The sequence below is a fragment of the Pedococcus sp. P2_F6 genome, from assembly GCF_056403675.1.
This window is the reverse complement of the sequence record NZ_JBFUEZ010000001.1, coordinates 244,760-260,386: the sequence shown is the minus strand read 5'-3', so window position 1 is coordinate 260,386 and position 15,627 is coordinate 244,760. Positions and strand designations below refer to the sequence as shown.

Here is a 15,627-nt window from a genome sequence, read left to right as displayed (position 1 = left end):
CGGCCCGGCGCCCCTGAGTCCCACTGGCCCCAGTGAGCACTTCAGCAGCCCTGGGCGGTCACCCGGAAGCCCTGCCGCCGCCCCCTCCTAGGATGGCGCCATGAGCGATCAGCCAACGACGCCTCCCACCACCGCCGAGGTCGCGGCCCCCTATGGCACGGGCGCCCAGGCCGCGCCGCAGCGCCGGGTACGCATCCCGCACCTGCAGGCGATGAAGGAGAAGGGCGAGAAGTGGGCCATGCTCACCGCCTACGACATGTACTCCGCCGAGATCTTCGACGAGGCGGGCATTCCCGTGCTGCTCGTCGGGGACTCCGCCGGCAACAACGTCTACGGCTTCGAGACGACCGTCCCGGTGACGGTCGACCACCTCGTGCCGCTGGTCCGGGCGGTCACCTCGGCGGCCAAGCACGCCATGGTCGTCGCCGACCTGCCGTTCGGTTCCTACCAGGCCAGCCCGCAGCAGGCCCTGGCGACCGCCACCCGGATGATGAAGGAGGGCCTGGCCCACGCCGTCAAGCTCGAGGGCGGCAAGCTGATGGTCCCCGAGGTCGAGCTGCTGGTCCGGGCGGGCATCCCCGTCATGGGACACATCGGCTTCACCCCCCAGAGCGAGCACGTCCTCGGCGGCTACCGGGTCCAGGGCCGCGGCGACTCCGGCGACCGGCTCGTCGAGGACGCGGTGGCTCTGGAGAAGGCAGGCTGCTTCGCCGTCGTCATGGAGATGGTCCCTGCTCCCCTGGCCGCGCGGGTCACCGAGGTGCTGTCGATCCCGACCATCGGCATCGGCGCCGGCCCGGACTGCGACGCCCAGGTGCTCGTCTGGCAGGACATGGCCGGCCTGCGCGGTGGCAAGGCACCCCGCTTCGTCAAGAAGTACGCCGACCTCCGCACGGAGCTGGGTCAGGCGGCTGCCGCGTATGCCGCCGACGTCGCCTCGGGCTCGTTCCCCGCGGCCGAGAACTCCTTCCTCGAATAGCCCACGGGGGGCTCCCCCTTCCCCGGCACGACACTTTCCCGGTACGGCGTGCAAGCTCATCCACCTGTAGGACCCCAACGGTTGCGGATCACGACTACCGTGCACCGGTGGACCACAGATCGTGGTCGCCCGTCGTGATCGGAGGACCTTCCGTGCCCCAGCGCCACCACCGTCCCGCGCTCCTGCCATTCGTCGCCACCGCGGCGGCCTGCGGCCTGCTGTTCGCCGCAGCTCCGGCCCAGGCCACGAAGCCGACTCCGGGCACGTCGACCGGCACTGGCGCAGTGTTCATGGTCAACCCGGTGCAGTCCTCGGGCAACCAGGGCCTGACCGACCAGAAGGACTCCGACGCTGCCGTTCCCTCCAGCGCCTACGCCAACGTCCCGCTGCGCAACCTCGACGGCTCGGGCTACCTGCGCGGATCGTGGGCCACTGTCCAGTCCTCCACGGGCACACCGGCATTCAGTCCCTCGAACACCTTCGTCTACACGCGCCACCAAGACCAGTTCGAGCAGGTGATGGGGTACTTCTGGGTCAACCAGGCGCAGGAGTACCTCCAGTCCCTCGGCTTCGGTTCGACGCTGCGCGGGATCCTCAAGCAGCAGTTCCCGGTCAAGATCGACCAGTACGGCGGGGACAACTCCTACGAGACCAGCAAGCCCTTCCGGATCCGGCTGGGCAAGGGCGGCGTCGACGACGCGGAGGACGCCGAGGTCATCGTCCACGAGTACGGCCACGCCGTGCACCAGTCCCAGGTCCCGGGCTTCGGCTCCACCCTGGACTCGGGCTCGATCGGTGAGTCGTTCGGCGACTACCTGGCGGTCTCGGTCGGCCTGGCCGCCGCCAAGCAGTACCACTGGCCGGTGAAGGCCGAGCAGGCCTGCCCCATGGACTGGGACGCCACCTCCTACACCGATGCGCCCCACTGCATCCGGCGCTTCGACACCGGCATGACCGTGGCGACCCGCAAGGGAGAGGTCCACGCCGACGGCCAGATCTGGAGCCAGGCCCTGTGGGAGATCCGCCTCGGCTACGTCAAGATGGGCTCGACCACGGAGGCCTGGGACACGACCCTGATCGACGCACAGTTCCGGTTCGCCCCGGACACCTCGTTCTCGGCAGCCGCCAAGGCGACCTACGACACCGCGCTGGCCCGCGACGGCGCCGCCGCTGCAGCCCTCGTCAAGGACCGGTTCGAGGCCCGGGGCATCAGCTTCTGACCGCCCTGCCGCGGCGGTGACCCAGCGCCGCCGCGGCGCGAGCACGGCATACGGTGGGCGCATGACGCTGCGCATCGGGTACAAGGCCTCCGCCGAGCAGTTCGCTCCCCGGGAGCTGTTGGAGTTCGGCGTGCTGGCCGAGCAGGTCGGGCTGGACAGCGTGCTGATCTCCGACCACTTCCAGCCGTGGCGCCACGACGGTGGCCACGCCCCCTTCTCGCTCGCCTGGCTGGCGGCGCTGGGCGAGCGGACCGAGCGGGTGCAGATCGGCACCTCGGTCATGACGCCGACGTTCCGCTACAACCCGGCCGTGGTGGCGCAGGCGTTCGGCACACTGGGCGCCCTCTACCCCGGTCGGGTCATGCTCGGCATCGGGACCGGCGAGGCGCTGAACGAGGTCGTCGTCGGGTCGGTGCAGGAGTGGCCGGAGTTCAAGGAGCGGTTCGCGCGCCTGCGCGAGGCCGTCACCCTGATGCGCCGGCTGTGGAGCGAGGAGCGCGTCAGCTTCGAGGGTGACTACTACCGCGCCGTCGACGCGACCGTCTACGACCGGCCGGAGCAGCCGGTCCCCGTCTACGTGGCCGCCGGCGGCCCGCTCGTCGCTCGGTATGCCGGCCGGTCCGGTGACGGGTTCATCTGCACCTCCGGCAAGGGCGAGGAGCTCTACCGCGACAAGCTGCTGCCGGCCGTGGACGAGGGCCTGGGCAAGTCCGGCCGCACCCGCGCGGACATCGACCGGATGATCGAGATCAAGCTGTCGTGGGACCCCGACCGCGCACAGGCGGTGACCAACTGCCGCTTCTGGGCGCCGTTGTCGCTGACGGCGGAGCAGAAGCACGGCACGAGCGACCCCCTGGAGATGCAGCGGCTGGGCGACGCCCTCCCCGACGAGCAGGTCGCCTCGCGGTGGATCGTCTCGGACGACCCCGAAGAGGTCGTGGCCGCGGTGCAGCCCTACGTCGACTGGGGCTTCAACCACCTGGTCTTCCACGGTCCCGGTCACGACCAAGCGCGGTTCCTGCGCACGTTCGCCGATCGCGTCCTGCCCGGCCTTCGCAACCTCGGCTGACCCGCGTCGACCGACTCGTCGGCGCCCCTGACTCTTTCCCCTGCGACCCCACCGAACCTAGGCTGGAGTGCACCGCACGACCATGGACGAGGGTGAGTGAGCATGACCGAGATGGAGCCCCGCACACGGTGGTCCGAGGTCTCGGGTGGACCGGGCGCGGCAACCGCCTACCAACAGCGCTTCGACGACCTCGCCGCCCAGGGGATGGACATCCACGGTGAAGCCGCCCTGGTCGCCTCCCTCTTGTCTCCACCGGCTCGCGTCCTGGACGCAGGCTGCGGCACCGGCCGCGTCGCGACCCAGCTGACCGCCCTGGGCTACCACTGCGTGGGCGTCGACGCGGACGCCGCGATGATCGAGGTGGCCGAGCAGCGTGACCCAGCCACGACCTGGGTGCGCCAGGACCTGAGCCGACTCCAGCTGCGGTCCCAGGCGTTCGAGCTCGCCGTGCTCGCCGGCAACGTGATCCCGCTCCTCGCACCCGGCACCCTGCTCGTCGCCCTCCAGCGGTTGGCAGCGCACCTGCAACCCGGCGGACTGCTCGTCGCGGGCTTCGGCCTGGACTCCTCGCACCTTCCGCAGGGGTGCCCGGCGACTCCACTGGAGGACTACGACCGGGCCTGCGAGGTCGCCGGCCTGACGCTGACGCGCCGGTTCAGCACGTGGGGTCGCGAGACCTGGCGGCCGGAGTCCGGGTACGCGGTCTCGGTGCACCGCTTCGGCGGCTGAGGTCCACCGCCGCAGCTGGGCTCGTTTCCCGGGTGGGCTCGTCGCCGGGGTGGGCTCGTCGCGGGTGGGCTCGTCGCGGGTGGGCTCAGTCCTCCGAGCCGCCCTCTTCCCACGCCCTGTCCTCGGCGTCCCACTGCTCCGTGCGCTCACGGGCGGTCTGGAGCGCGTTCGCAGCCTCCGCCTCGGTGCCGTACGGGCCCATGAGGTCCTCGCCCTGGCTCTTGTTGTCGTCGCTCTCGACCTGACCGCTGCTCACGTTGTACCAGTAAGCCATGGGGTGCCCTCCAACTCGACGGATCTGCGTACGTCCCTAGACTCCACCGTATGCCGTTGACCTACGCAAGCGTGGCCCCGGGCGTGGTGTCGCCACGTCTCCCGGTGCCCGCGTCGATCGAGCGGCCGGAGTACGTCGACCGACCGGCCCCCACCCTCGACAACGCCCCCGAGGTCAAGGACGCCGAGACGATCGAGCTGATGCGGGTCGCCGGGCGCATCGCCGCCCAAGCCATGGCAGCGGCGGCGGCCATCATCGCGCCGGGTGTCACCACCGACGAGATCGACCGGGTCGGCCACGAGTTCCTGATGGACCACGGCGCCTATCCTTCGACGTTGGGCTACAAGGGATTTCCCAAGTCGCTGTGCACCTCCGTCAACGAGGTGATCTGCCACGGCATCCCCGACGACCGCCCCCTCGAGGACGGCGACATCGTCAACATCGACATCACCGCCTTCATCGGAGGCGTCCACGGCGACACCGACGCGACCTATCTGTGCGGAGACGTCGACGAGGAGTCACGGCTGCTCGTCGAGCGCACTCACGAAGCCATGATGCGGGGCATCAAGGCCGCCATCCCGGGCCGCGAGATCAACGTCATCGGCCGAGTGATCCAAAGCTATGCGCGCCGTTTCGGGTACGGCGTCGTCCGCGACTTCACCGGGCACGGCATCGGGCGGTCGTTCCACAGCGGTCTGATCGTCCCCCACTACGACGCCGCACCCTCCTACAACACGATCATCGAGCCGGGCATGACCTTCACGATCGAGCCCATGCTCAACCTGGGCACGCCGGAATGGGAGATGTGGGACGACAAGTGGACCGTCGTCACCGAAGACCGGCGCCGGTCGGCGCAGTTCGAGCACACCATCCTCATCACCGACACGGGCAACGAGATCCTGACGCTGGCCTGATGGTGGGCAACCCAGGGCAGGGCAACCGCAAGGAGGCGGACCGATGGCGAAGGAAGCCAAGCAGGCCAAGCACGGGCTCCCGTTGGGGATCGACGTGGGCGGCAGCGGCATCAAGGGGGCGCCCGTCGACCTGTCCAAGGGGGCCTTCGCGGCCAAGCGGATGCGGATCGACACTCCCCTGGCGTCGACACCGGAGGCGGTGGCCCTGGTCATCGACCAGATCGTCGACCACTTCGACGCCGTCCGCGGCGACTCCCCCATCGGAGTCACCATCCCCGGTGTCGTGACCCATGGCGTGGTCCGTTCGGCCGCCAACATCGACAAGGGGTGGCTCGACTTCGACGCGGAGCCGATGCTCGAGAAGGTGCTCGGCCACGACATCATCCTGGTGAACGACGCGGACGCAGCCGGGGTCGCCGAGCTCCACTACGGCGCCGCCAAGGGCCAGAAGGGCCTCGTCGTGATGACGACCCTGGGCACCGGCATCGGAACCGCACTGATCCACGACGGGGTCCTCATCCCCAACTCCGAGCTGGGCCACCTCGAGATCGACGGCTACGACGCGGAGACGCGCGCCGCCTCCTCGATCAAGGACCGGGAAGGGCTGAGCTATCCGGAGTGGGCCAAGCGGCTGCAGCGCTACTACAGCCACCTCGAGGCGCTCCTGTGGCCGGACCTCATCGTCGTAGGGGGCGGCGTGTCCAAGGACGCCGCGCAGTTCCTTCCCCTGCTCACGCTGAAGACCCCGATCGTGCCCGCCACGCTCGAGAACAAGGCCGGCATCATCGGGGCGGCCCACCTCGCGGCCAACAAATAGCGCAGACCCCTCGCAGCCCACAAGTAGCGCCGACCCCTCGCAGCCCACAAGTAGCGCCGACCCCACGCAGCCCACAAGGTGCGCGGCCGCCCGGGCCGGGCCCACGTCTCGCCGGCCGCCGGTCAGCGCATCGAGATGAGGTCCTGGAGCAGGATGGCCTGACGTCGGCGGAACAGGTCCGCACCCATCCGGGTCCCCACGGCCAGCGCCACCACCCCCAGCGCCGGTCCGACCACCAGCACCGTCCATGCCGCCCACTGCCAGCCGACCAGGGCCAGCACACCCAGGACCAGCGCGGGGATGGAGAGCGCGAACACGGCGGCGCCGCAGACCGCCTGCACCCCGAGGGTGACGCCCGTCGACCCCGGACGGCTCGTGAACGGGTTCTCCCCGGGCGCAGGTACGCCGTACTGCTTCACCGCGCTGGTCACGCAGGCCACCGCAAAGCCGTTGAGCGCCAAGGCACATCCCACGCCGAAGGTGGCGGGCAACAACCTCCAGGGCGCGCCGAACACCGGTCCCAGCACGGCATACGTGGGGACGCAGACGACCGCCATCAACCCTGACGGAAGCAGCCGTCCCAGCCGGTCGCTGACCCCATCGACGCCGGAGGCGACGTGCATCCAGAAGGCCGAGGAGTCGTAGCCCACGTCGTTGTGCTGTCCCCAGCCGATGAGGTAGGCCGAGGCGAGCGGCATGGCGAGCAGGGCCAGTTTGGAACCCGACCCGATGCCGGGGATGAGCAACCCCGCAGGGAGCAGGATCGTCATGACGGCCGGCATGTTGAAGCGCGGGTCGCGGAGCCAGTAGGTGCCGGCTCGCGCCGCGATGGCACCCATCGGCGTGCCGGGCAGTCGAGCGAACAACCCCAGTCCTCCGGACACCGCGCCGCCGTCGCCGGAGGTCGCCCGGGGGTTGCGCAGGACCGAGATGAGCAGCCGTTCCCACACCACCAGCAGCCCGAGGCACAGGACGGCCGCCAGCGCGAGGCGGGTCAACCCAGTACCCCAGAGCCCGAGGGCGAGGTCACCAGCGGGCGCCCACGCCCAGCCCAGCGGCGTCCAGGCGAGCACGTCGGCGAGTCTGTCGACGGTGGCTCGGTCGAGGCCACCGTCGCTGAGCCCACCAACGATCGGGCCGACGCTGAGCAGGAAGAGCAGGCCGGCCACGCCGGCCATATCCCGGCCGCGCCGTGTGCCGAGCACCGCTGACGAGGCAGCAGTGACGATCCGGCTGAGCAGGACGCAAGTGGCCAGACCGAGGACACCTCCGATGAGCGCCGCCAGGGTGGCCGCGACCGACCAAGAACCCGCCACCACGCTGCCCAGCACCAGGACGGTGGTGGCGATGCCCGGCAGCCCGGCCAGTGCGGTGAGCGCGAGACCGAGGGCCAGGGTGCGTTCGCGCACGGCGAAGGTGGCGAAACGAGTGGGGTCCAGCGTGGGGTCGATCCCGAACAGCAGGACCGGGAGGAGGGCCCAGCCGGCCACCACTGCCGATCCGGCAACCACCACCGCCGTGCGCGCCAGGTCGACGTCTCCTTGGGCACGCAGCGTGACCGTCCCGGCGAGCCCGGCCACCACGAGGCCGCCGCCGTAGAGCACTCCGACGACCATCCCCACGATGGCGGCCGTGCTTCGGCGCAGCCCGTTGCGAAGGAGGTCGAGCTTCAGTCGGAGGAGGTGCGCAACCACGCCAGTCCCTCCACGTCGGTGTTGCCGCCGACCAGGTCGAGGAAGCGGTCCTCCAGGCTCGCGTCGCCTCGCACCTCGTCGAGGGTGCCCGAGGCGCGGACGACACCGACGGCGATTATCGCCACGTCGGTGCAGATCCGCTCGACGAGGTCCATCACGTGGCTCGACAGGACGACCGTGCCGCCGTTGGCGGCGAAGTCTTCGAGGATGCGACGGATCGTGCGAGCGGACACCGGGTCCACGGCCTCGAAGGGCTCGTCCAGGACGAGCAGCCGGGGAGCGTGGACCAGCGCGCAGGCGAGGGTGATCTTCTTGGTCATGCCCGCGGAGTAGTCGATGACCAGCTTCCCGGCCGCCTCGGTCAGCCCCAGCGCGGCCAGCAGCTCCCCGGTCCGCTCGACGACGAGGTCACGGTCCATGCCGCGCAACAGGCCGGCATACGTCACGAGCTGAAGGCCGGTCAGGCGGTCGAAAAGGCGAAGGCCGTCCGGGAGGATGCCGATCTGGGACTTGGCGCCGACGGGATCGGCCCACACGTCGGTGCCGAGGACGTGCGCACTCCCCGCATCGGGACGCAACAGCCCGGTGGCCATCGACAGCGTCGTGGTCTTGCCGGCGCCGTTGGGACCGACCAGCCCGTAGAAGGACCCGCGCGGCACGTCGAGGTCCAGACCGTCGACGGCGGTGGTCGCGCCGAAGCGCTTGGTCAGGCCACGCAGGGCCAGAGCGACCTCGGGCGCACGGGTCGTCACCGTGGAGGACCCCACGGCGGGCTCGGGGGTGGTCTGCGGGTCCGACATGGTGTCGACGCTAACCTTTCACCGCTGTCGCGCGACGAGCATTGCCTTCTTTGGGACCGATTTGTCGACCATGTAGCGGCGCGGTTTGTCGGCGTCGCGCTCGGCGTAGCCCATCTTCTCCAGGCGCATGAGCACCACCGGACACTCCGCACAGCGCGGCTTGTCCTTGCAGCACTTCTTCTTCGCCTTGGCGACCTTCGTCCCCTTGGCGGCCTTGGAGTTCTTGGGCACGGAAGGAGAGTAGGTGAGGCTAACCTAACATCCAAATCGGACTCGCAGGCTGGAACCTCACCCGGCGTCGAACTCCCGGGGCTCTCCCCCGGCGAGGTCGTGGATCCTGGTGTCCTTCGACCCGAGGTTCCCCGCCTGGCCGAGGTAGAGGGCCCGTCCGACACGGCTGAGCAGGGCGTCGTGGATCGGGATCGCGTGGGGAGCCGCCATCCGCCGCAGGAAGGCCGTCATCTCCCGGCTGCGCTGCCAGGGGGCGTTGAGGGGGAAGGCGAGGACCTCGACGCCAGCCGGCTCCGCGTCGAGCGCGTCGCCGGGGTGGAAGAACGTCGGCTCACCGTCGGCGCTGATCCGCATGCCGGTGTTGCGGATCCGAGGGATGTCCTCGTGGATCAGGGCGTGCAGCTCCCCCACGCCCGCCACGGTGGCCGAACCGACTCCAGCACGGTCGCCGGGACCGAAGGCGACGACGTCGAAGCCGCTGTCCTGCAACAGCTTCGCGGTGTCCGGGTCGGCAAGGACCTGGGCGCGAGGATTGGCCTTCAGGAGCTCGGGGAAGCGCTCTTGGTCGAGGTGGTCCGGGTGCTGGTGGGTCACGAGCACGGCGTCGACGTCGCGCTGCTCGTGGGCGCCGAGCGACCAGCCCCCGGGGTCGAGCAGGATGCGCGCGTCGGCGATCTCGACGAGCAGGCTGGCGTGGCCGAGGTGGGTGATCCGCATGGCTCCCACGGTAGGACGTGACGCCTCGGACCCTCTCGTGAGCAGATGGGGTGGATGAGTCGGTCGATACGCCGGGTTCTGTCACCGCTGGCCGTTACCGGCCAGCAGGAGACGGTCATCCATCTAGGACAGCCGTTGCCGACTGCCTCCAGCGCCCTACCCGTGCACTCGGGCGGGCCGCCCTCGAACGCGCACTGTCTGAGCTTGCTCCAGGTGGGGTTTACCTAGCCGAACCAGTCACCTGGCCCGCTGGTGGTCTCTTACACCACCGTTTCACCCTTACCGCGGTGCCTGTCCGGCCGGAGCCGGATGGTTCACCGTGGCGGTCTGTTCTCTGTGGCACTGTCCCGCGGGTCACCCCGGGTGGCCGTTAGCCACCACCTTGCCCTGTGGAGCCCGGACGTTCCTCGGCGGTGATTGCTCACCGACGCGACCGCCTGACCGACTCATCCGTCGCCAAGGATAGGGCAGGTATGCCGCGTGGCCCGCCACGTGGCATACCTCGAACGTCCCTCGCCCGAGTGGGGCGTCGGCGGACGACCACGGTTTGCGCTGCAGCGAGCAGCACCTGACCCGTCCTGCTCGAACTGGACAACACACCCCTCACGCCACCGGACCGTGGTCGTCGGGCGACGGGCGGGTGGGGCGGTGGGGCGGGGCGGGTCCTAGCGGACGATCTCGAACCGGACGGTGCCGGTCGCGACGGTGGCCTCGGTCAGCTTGACCTTCACCCACGTGCCGAGCTGGTTCTGACCGTCGGCGTTCGCGAGCACGGCGGGGTCCTGGACCTGCACGACCGCGCCACCCTTCTCGCGCTTGTCGACCACCATCGCGTCGAACACCTCACCCACGCGGTCCTCCAGGGCGGCTGCCTCGACGGCGTCGGCACACGCCCGCTCGACACCGTGGGCGACCTTGTCCGAGGCGGCCATGACCTCGGGCAGCGACGGCAGCGCCTCGCGTGCCCACTGGGGCACCTCCTCACCGGCGCTCAGCGCCTCGCAGATGGCCAGTCCGAACCGGTCCACCAGACGACGAAGCGGAGCCGTGACGTGCGCATAGGGGGCGGCGACTGCGGCGTGCCCGGACTGCTCCGGCACGTCGCCGTCGAACGGCGTGTAGCCGGCCCCGCGGAACAGGGAGGTCGCCTCGTGGATCAGCGCCAGGTGCTTGGGGTTGGTGCGGTCGAGGGTGCGCAGGAACTCGCCGTAGGCCGTCCCCTCCTGCCACTCGACGCCCAGGGCCCGGCTCGCGTGACGGAACCGACCCACGGCGTTCTGGTCCGGCGCGGGCATGGTGCGCAGGATGCCGACCTTCGCCTTCGTCATCAGCTCCGCGGCCGCCATGCCGGTCATCAGCGAGATCTGGGCGTTCCAGTCCTCGACCTCCAGTGGCGGACGGAAGCCGATCCGGTAGTGCCCCTGGTCGTCCTCCTCGACCTCCTGCTCGGGCATGGGCAGGCTCGCGCCCCCACGACGACGCTCGAGCTCGATGCGCTTGCCTCCGACCTCCTTGAGGAGCACCAGGCGCTCGTCGGCCGAGCCGTCGTCGATGGCCTTCTGAACTCCTTCGTAGTCGAGCCGGTCGGTGCTCCTCACCATGGCCCGGTAGACCTCGACGGCGACACCCTCGGCAGCGGCATCGAGCCGCATGTCCCAGACGAAGGCCGGACGCGTCTGCCCTGCCAGCAGGCTGGCTGCGCCCTCGCTCAACACGGTGGGGTGCAACGGAGTTCGCTTGTCCGGCGCATAGACCGTCTGGCCACGCCTACGGGTCTCCGCATCGACGGCACCCCCCGACCTCACGAAGGCCGGCACGTCGGCGATGGCATACCTCACGCGGTAGCCGTCACCGTCGCGCTCGATGTGCAACGCCTGGTCGAGGTCCATCGACCCGGGCGGGTCGATGGTGAGGAAGGCGACCGCCGTCTCGTCCCGCGGCGGCAGCTCCGGCGAAGCCGCGGCTGCGGCCGCCTCGGCCTCCACCTCCGGCGGGAACGCCTCGGGCACGTCGAGCTCGGCCCGGATCGCGGTGAACCGGGCGACCAGCTCCGCGGACTGTGCGACGGCCTTGTCGGCGTGGGGCTGCTGAACGTGAATGCGGCGCATGGGCATGGAGCCAACCTATCCAGACGCCTGCGCGGGTGACCCTCACCGGACCGACGCACGTCGACACCTAGGCTGGGCCCGTGCTGATCCTGCTGCCTCCGTCGGAGTCGAAGACGGGCCGCGCCCGCGGACGGTCGGTCGTCGCCGAGCACCTGTCGTTCCCCGAGCTCGCCGCCACCCGCCAGTCCGTCGCCGAGGCCGTCGCCAAGGTCAGCGCACACGCCGACGCGGCCGCCACGCTCGGCGTCAGCCCCAACCTCACGACCGAGATCGCCCGCAACCTCGTGCTGCACACGGCACCGGCGATGCCGGCCTCGCGGGTCTACTCCGGGGTGCTCTACGACGCGCTCGACTACGCCTCCCTCGACGGCGCCGCGAAACGCCGGGCCAACCGCTGGCTCGTGGTCGTCTCGGCGCTCTACGGCGCAGTGCGCCCCACCGACGCGATCGCCCCCTACCGGCTTTCGATGGCCGTGAACCTGCCCGGTGTGGGTCCCCTCGCCAGCGCGTGGAAGCCGGAGCTGGGCCGCGTGCTCCCGGAGGCAGCCGGCCGTGGCGTCGTGGTCGACTGCCGCTCCAGCACGTATGCCGCGGCGTGGACTCCCCAGGGCGACCTCGCCGAGCGCTGGGTGCAGGTACGGGTGCCCGGCGCCACCCACATGGCCAAGCACACTCGCGGGCTGGTGGCTCGCGAGCTGTGCCGCGTCGGTCGTGACGTCCGTCGGGTGCCTCAGCTCGCCGACGTGCTCGGCGACGCCTTCGCCGTGACCGTCGAGGAGCCGACGAAGCCAGGGCGCCCCTGGGTCATCGACGCCACCGCGCGCACGTGACCGCGGTGCACCGCCAGTGAACGTCGCCGAGCTCGGCGACGTCCTCGCGCGGGTGCTGCCCGTGCTCATCTTCTTCGTCGCGATCACGGTGGTGGCCGAGATAGCTGATGCAGCAGGGGTTTTCGATGTTGCTGGTCACTGGGCCTCGCGTGCCGGACGCCATCGGACGCCGGTGCTGTGGCTGCTGTTCGTGCTCGTCGCGGTCGGGTGCACCGTCGTGCTGAGCCTCGACACGACAGCGGTGCTGCTCACCCCCGTGGGCCTGGCCATTGCCGCGCAGCTGAAGATCTCCCCGGTCCCGTTCGCGCTGACGACGTTGTGGATCGCCAACACCGCCAGCCTGCTGCTGCCCGTCTCCAACCTCACCAACCTGTTGGCCCTGCACCACTTCGCACTGCTGGGGGTAGGCCACGTGGGATATGTGCGACTGGCGGCCCTGCCCGCCGTAGCGGCCGTGCTGGGCACCGTCGCGGTGCTCTACGCCCTTCATCGCCGCGAGCTGAGCGGGCGCTACCTGCCCGATGCCCCTCCCGATCCGCACGACCAGGTGCTGCTGCGCGTCGCGGCCGCCGTCTGTGTGGCGGTCGGTCCCCTCTTCGCCGTCGGCCTGTCCCCGGCCTGGGTGGCGTCGACCGCCGCGCTGGTGCTCGTGGTCGCCGCCTGGGGTCGCAACCGCGACCTCGTTCGCCGGCTCGCGGTCCCGTGGCGGATGGCCCTGGCCGTCGCGGCACTGTTCGTCGTCATCGACGCAGCCCTCCAGCTCGGGCTCCAGCCCGCACTGGCGGCCCTGGCGGGCGAGGGCACGTCCGCCGGCGACCTAGCACGGGTGGCGGGTGTGGGCGCTCTGGCCGCCAACGCGGTCAACAACCTGCCCGCCTACATCGCGCTCGAGTCGGTGACCTCCGACGCGCGGGCACGCTTGATGGCGCTCCTGATCGGCGTCAACGTCGCACCGCTGGTCACCCCCTGGGCCTCTCTCGCGACGCTGCTGTGGGCGCAGCGGTGCCGGGCGCGCGGCGTGCACCCCTCGATGAAGTCACTTGCGGCCCAAGGCCTGCTCTGCGCCGTCGTCTCCGCCGGACTGGCCTTCGCTGCGCTCGTGATCGCGGCCTGACCCAGCAGTCGCGGGTGGCCTGTCACGGGGGTCAACCGGAGTCCAGCGGCTCGTCCGGTAGAACTGGCGCATGAACCCGCATGCAGGTCGCGACGTCGGACGGTACCTGCGCGACCTGGCGGCTCGGTTGGACGAGCTGGCCCCGACGGTCGTCGCCGGGACGCCTGACGCCGCGCACCAGATGCGGACCACCGCCCGCCGGGCCTCGGCCTGCCTGACGTCCTTCGGCGACGCACTGGCCATCCCCGATGGCGTCGGCATGGGGCGTGAGCTGTCCTGGCTCAGCGCCGAGCTCGGGGCGTTCCGGGACGCCGAGGTCCTCGCGACGAGGTTGCCGGCAGAGCACGAGGTGCCCGCTCCCGTCGAGCAGGCGCTGACCGAGGCGCTGGCGCGGGCGACGACCGACCTGCGCACGGCCCTGGACTCACCTCGGTTCGCCGCCCTCTCGCCGGCCCTCGCGGCGGCCGGCGCGATAGCCACCCCGCGACCCCGGCGGCGGGAGCTGCGCCGGGCCGTCCGGCAGGTGTGGCACCGCACGCAACGGCGCCACGCGGCATACCTGGCCGCTCGGGATGAGCACCTGCGCGACGAGGCACTGCACGAGGTGCGCAAGTCGCTCCGCCGGCTGCGCTACGCCTGCGACGCGCTCGGCACCTCGTGCGGGTCGCGCATCGTGGCGGGCGCCGCAGAAGCCAAGACGGTGCAGGAGGTCCTGGGCGAGCACCACGACGCGGTGGTCAGCATCGGGCTGCTCCGCGGGCTGGCTGCCGACGAGCGCGACCCGGGCAGGATCGCGGCCTACGTGCTGCTGTTCGACGTGGAGAACTCTGCGCGGGACCGAGCGCTGGCGAGGTTCGCCGCGACCTGGCCGCAGCTCGAACCACACTTCCGCCGCCGTCACTGACCACCGAGCCCGGACCGGCTCCGGTCAGTGGTCGCTCAGCCCAGTCCGCGGATGAGGTCCTCGATGACGTCCTGCACGTCCTCGAGCCCGACCGAGATGCGCACCGTGCCGTCGGTGATCCCGACGGCGGCGCGCGCCTCGGGCGTGAGCCGGCGGTGGGTGGTGGTGGCCGGATGCGTGACCATCGACTTGGCGTCACCCAGGTTGTTGCTGATGTCGACCACCCGCAGTGCGTTGAGCAGGGCGAACGCCTCGGCCTTGCCCCCATCGAGCTCGAAGGTCACCACGGTCCCTCCACCGAGCATCTGCCGACGGGCCAGCTCGTGCTGCGGGAACGACGGCAGCCACGGATAGAGCACCTTCGACACCCTGGGGTGGGTCTCGAGCGCCTCCGCGACGGCCAGGGCGTTGGCAGCCTGCTTCTCGACCCGCAGGGACAGTGTCTCCAGCCCCTTGACGAGGACCCAGGCGTTGAACGGCGACATCGAGGGACCCGTGTGCCGCATCAGGTTCTTGACGGGACCGTCGACGAACTCGGCGGTCCCGAGCACTGCCCCACCGAGCGTGCGGCCCTGGCCGTCGATGTGCTTGGTGGCCGAGTAGACGACGATGTCGGCACCGTGCTCGAGCGGCTTGGAGAACACCGGGGTGCCGAAGACGTTGTCGACGACGACCTGGGCGCCGGCTGCGTGAGCGAGGTCCGACACCGCTCGCATGTCCACCAGCTCCTGCATCGGGTTGCTGGGGGTCTCGAAGAAGACGGCCTGCGTCGGCTCGGACAGGGCCGCACGCCACTGGTCGAGGTCCGGTCCGTCGACGAAGACGGTCTCGACGCCCCAGCGCGGCAGGATCTCGTCGAGGATGACGAAGCACGACCCGAACAGCCCGCGCGACGACACGACCCGGTCGCCACTGCCGAGCAGGGCGGCCAGCGCCACGAACACTGCCGACATCCCGGACGCCGTGGCGAAACACGCCTCCGCCCCCTCGAGCTCGCGCAGCCGCTGCTCGAACATCGTGACCGTGGGATTGCCGTAGCGCGAGTAGATGAAGTGGTCGACCTCGTCCTTGAAGGCCGCCTCGGCCTGCTCCGCGCTCTCGTAGACGAAGCCGGACGTCAGGTAGAGCGCCTCGGCGGTCTCGTCGAAGTTGCTCCGGTTGAGACCGCCGCGCACCGCGATGGTGTCAGGGCGGAATCCGCTCTGCGACAACGGGTTCGGCGTCACG

At 70.7% G+C, this 15,627-nt stretch carries 16 protein-coding genes and 1 other RNA gene; 9 read left to right on the top strand and 8 right to left on the bottom strand.

Annotated elements, in window-relative coordinates:
- Positions 1 to 100: 100 nt before the first annotated feature.
- The 4 genes from panB to AC1DWP_RS01220 all read left to right on the top strand — a co-directional run bounded on the left by panB (position 101) and on the right by AC1DWP_RS01220 (position 3,997).
- Positions 101 to 979: a 3-methyl-2-oxobutanoate hydroxymethyltransferase gene (gene panB, locus AC1DWP_RS01235; RefSeq protein ID WP_477612634.1), complete on the top strand. Its 879-nt coding sequence runs from the start codon at positions 101 to 103 to the stop codon at positions 977 to 979.
- A gap of 152 nt (positions 980 to 1,131) precedes the next feature.
- The gene (locus AC1DWP_RS01230; protein ID WP_477612633.1) at positions 1,132 to 2,199 is read left to right on the top strand and encodes a M36 family metallopeptidase; all 1,068 of its coding nucleotides are present in this window, start codon (positions 1,132 to 1,134) and stop codon (positions 2,197 to 2,199) included.
- Positions 2,200 to 2,260: 61 nt separating this feature from the next.
- Positions 2,261 to 3,268: a glucose-6-phosphate dehydrogenase (coenzyme-F420) gene (fgd, locus tag AC1DWP_RS01225; RefSeq protein WP_477612632.1), complete on the top strand. Its 1,008-nt coding sequence runs from the start codon at positions 2,261 to 2,263 to the stop codon at positions 3,266 to 3,268.
- Between the two features lie 102 nt (positions 3,269 to 3,370).
- Positions 3,371 to 3,997 (top strand): class I SAM-dependent DNA methyltransferase, encoded by a 627-nt coding sequence (locus AC1DWP_RS01220; RefSeq protein ID WP_477612631.1) that lies wholly within the window; start codon positions 3,371 to 3,373, stop codon positions 3,995 to 3,997.
- Positions 3,998 to 4,082: 85 nt separating this feature from the next.
- On the opposite strand, the gene AC1DWP_RS01215 is transcribed toward AC1DWP_RS01220, so the two are convergent.
- Positions 4,083 to 4,271, bottom strand: a complete 189-nt coding sequence (locus AC1DWP_RS01215) for a methionine aminopeptidase (protein WP_477612630.1) — start codon at positions 4,269 to 4,271, stop codon at positions 4,083 to 4,085.
- 50 nt (positions 4,272 to 4,321) lie between these two features.
- On the opposite strand from AC1DWP_RS01215, the gene map reads away from it, so the two are divergent.
- Together map and ppgK are read left to right on the top strand one after the other, a co-directional pair.
- Positions 4,322 to 5,185 (top strand): type I methionyl aminopeptidase, encoded by an 864-nt coding sequence (gene map / locus AC1DWP_RS01210; protein ID WP_477612629.1) that lies wholly within the window; start codon positions 4,322 to 4,324, stop codon positions 5,183 to 5,185.
- A gap of 43 nt (positions 5,186 to 5,228) precedes the next feature.
- Positions 5,229 to 6,002, top strand: coding sequence for a polyphosphate--glucose phosphotransferase (gene ppgK / locus AC1DWP_RS01205; RefSeq protein WP_477612628.1), 774 nt, complete (start codon positions 5,229 to 5,231; stop codon positions 6,000 to 6,002).
- A gap of 122 nt (positions 6,003 to 6,124) precedes the next feature.
- On the opposite strand, the gene AC1DWP_RS01200 is transcribed toward ppgK, so the two are convergent.
- The 6 genes from AC1DWP_RS01200 to AC1DWP_RS01175 form a co-directional block, all read right to left on the bottom strand.
- Positions 6,125 to 7,696, bottom strand: coding sequence for a hypothetical protein (locus AC1DWP_RS01200; RefSeq protein ID WP_477612627.1), 1,572 nt, complete (start codon positions 7,694 to 7,696; stop codon positions 6,125 to 6,127).
- Positions 7,672 to 8,496, bottom strand: coding sequence for an ABC transporter ATP-binding protein (locus AC1DWP_RS01195; protein ID WP_477612626.1), 825 nt, complete (start codon positions 8,494 to 8,496; stop codon positions 7,672 to 7,674). Before AC1DWP_RS01195 ends, AC1DWP_RS01200 begins: the two co-directional genes overlap by 25 nt.
- An 18-nt stretch (positions 8,497 to 8,514) precedes the next feature.
- On the bottom strand, positions 8,515 to 8,727 hold the full coding sequence (locus AC1DWP_RS01190; protein ID WP_477612625.1) for a hypothetical protein: 213 nt from the start codon (positions 8,725 to 8,727) through the stop codon (positions 8,515 to 8,517).
- A 57-nt stretch (positions 8,728 to 8,784) separates the two neighbouring features.
- Positions 8,785 to 9,444 (bottom strand): MBL fold metallo-hydrolase, encoded by a 660-nt coding sequence (locus tag AC1DWP_RS01185; RefSeq protein ID WP_477612624.1) that lies wholly within the window; start codon positions 9,442 to 9,444, stop codon positions 8,785 to 8,787.
- A 51-nt stretch (positions 9,445 to 9,495) separates the two neighbouring features.
- Positions 9,496 to 9,893, bottom strand: an RNA gene (gene rnpB / locus AC1DWP_RS01180) — RNase P RNA component class A.
- A 216-nt stretch (positions 9,894 to 10,109) separates the two neighbouring features.
- Complete coding sequence (locus tag AC1DWP_RS01175) at positions 10,110 to 11,558, bottom strand: RNB domain-containing ribonuclease (protein ID WP_477612623.1); 1,449 nt, start codon at positions 11,556 to 11,558, stop codon at positions 10,110 to 10,112.
- Positions 11,559 to 11,632: 74 nt separating this feature from the next.
- Here AC1DWP_RS01175 and AC1DWP_RS01170 point away from each other — a divergent pair, with 74 nt between their 5' ends.
- The 3 genes from AC1DWP_RS01170 (at position 11,633) to AC1DWP_RS01160 (ending at position 14,400) form a co-directional block, all read left to right on the top strand.
- On the top strand, positions 11,633 to 12,382 hold the full coding sequence (locus AC1DWP_RS01170; RefSeq protein WP_477612622.1) for a YaaA family protein: 750 nt from the start codon (positions 11,633 to 11,635) through the stop codon (positions 12,380 to 12,382).
- Between the two features lie 16 nt (positions 12,383 to 12,398).
- Positions 12,399 to 13,496: an SLC13 family permease gene (locus AC1DWP_RS01165; protein ID WP_477612621.1), complete on the top strand. Its 1,098-nt coding sequence runs from the start codon at positions 12,399 to 12,401 to the stop codon at positions 13,494 to 13,496.
- Between the two features lie 70 nt (positions 13,497 to 13,566).
- On the top strand, positions 13,567 to 14,400 hold the full coding sequence (locus tag AC1DWP_RS01160; RefSeq protein ID WP_477612620.1) for a CHAD domain-containing protein: 834 nt from the start codon (positions 13,567 to 13,569) through the stop codon (positions 14,398 to 14,400).
- Between the two features lie 35 nt (positions 14,401 to 14,435).
- Here AC1DWP_RS01160 and AC1DWP_RS01155 read toward each other — a convergent pair whose 3' ends face one another.
- Positions 14,436 to 15,626, bottom strand: a complete 1,191-nt coding sequence (locus AC1DWP_RS01155; protein ID WP_477613408.1) for an O-succinylhomoserine sulfhydrylase — start codon at positions 15,624 to 15,626, stop codon at positions 14,436 to 14,438.
- Position 15,627 lies beyond the last annotated feature (1 nt).

Coding starts and splice junctions, on each gene's coding strand:
- fgd (WP_477612632.1), top strand. CDS start 2,261: ATGACGCTGCGCATCGGGTACAAGGCCTCCGCCGAGCAGTTCGCTCCC.
- AC1DWP_RS01175 (WP_477612623.1), bottom strand. CDS start 11,558: ATGCCCATGCGCCGCATTCACGTTCAGCAGCCCCACGCCGACAAGGCC.
- panB (WP_477612634.1), top strand. CDS start 101: ATGAGCGATCAGCCAACGACGCCTCCCACCACCGCCGAGGTCGCGGCC.
- AC1DWP_RS01185 (WP_477612624.1), bottom strand. CDS start 9,444: ATGCGGATCACCCACCTCGGCCACGCCAGCCTGCTCGTCGAGATCGCC.
- AC1DWP_RS01160 (WP_477612620.1), top strand. CDS start 13,567: ATGAACCCGCATGCAGGTCGCGACGTCGGACGGTACCTGCGCGACCTG.
- map (WP_477612629.1), top strand. CDS start 4,322: ATGCCGTTGACCTACGCAAGCGTGGCCCCGGGCGTGGTGTCGCCACGT.
- AC1DWP_RS01195 (WP_477612626.1), bottom strand. CDS start 8,496: ATGTCGGACCCGCAGACCACCCCCGAGCCCGCCGTGGGGTCCTCCACG.
- ppgK (WP_477612628.1), top strand. CDS start 5,229: ATGGCGAAGGAAGCCAAGCAGGCCAAGCACGGGCTCCCGTTGGGGATC.
- AC1DWP_RS01215 (WP_477612630.1), bottom strand. CDS start 4,271: ATGGCTTACTGGTACAACGTGAGCAGCGGTCAGGTCGAGAGCGACGAC.
- AC1DWP_RS01220 (WP_477612631.1), top strand. CDS start 3,371: ATGACCGAGATGGAGCCCCGCACACGGTGGTCCGAGGTCTCGGGTGGA.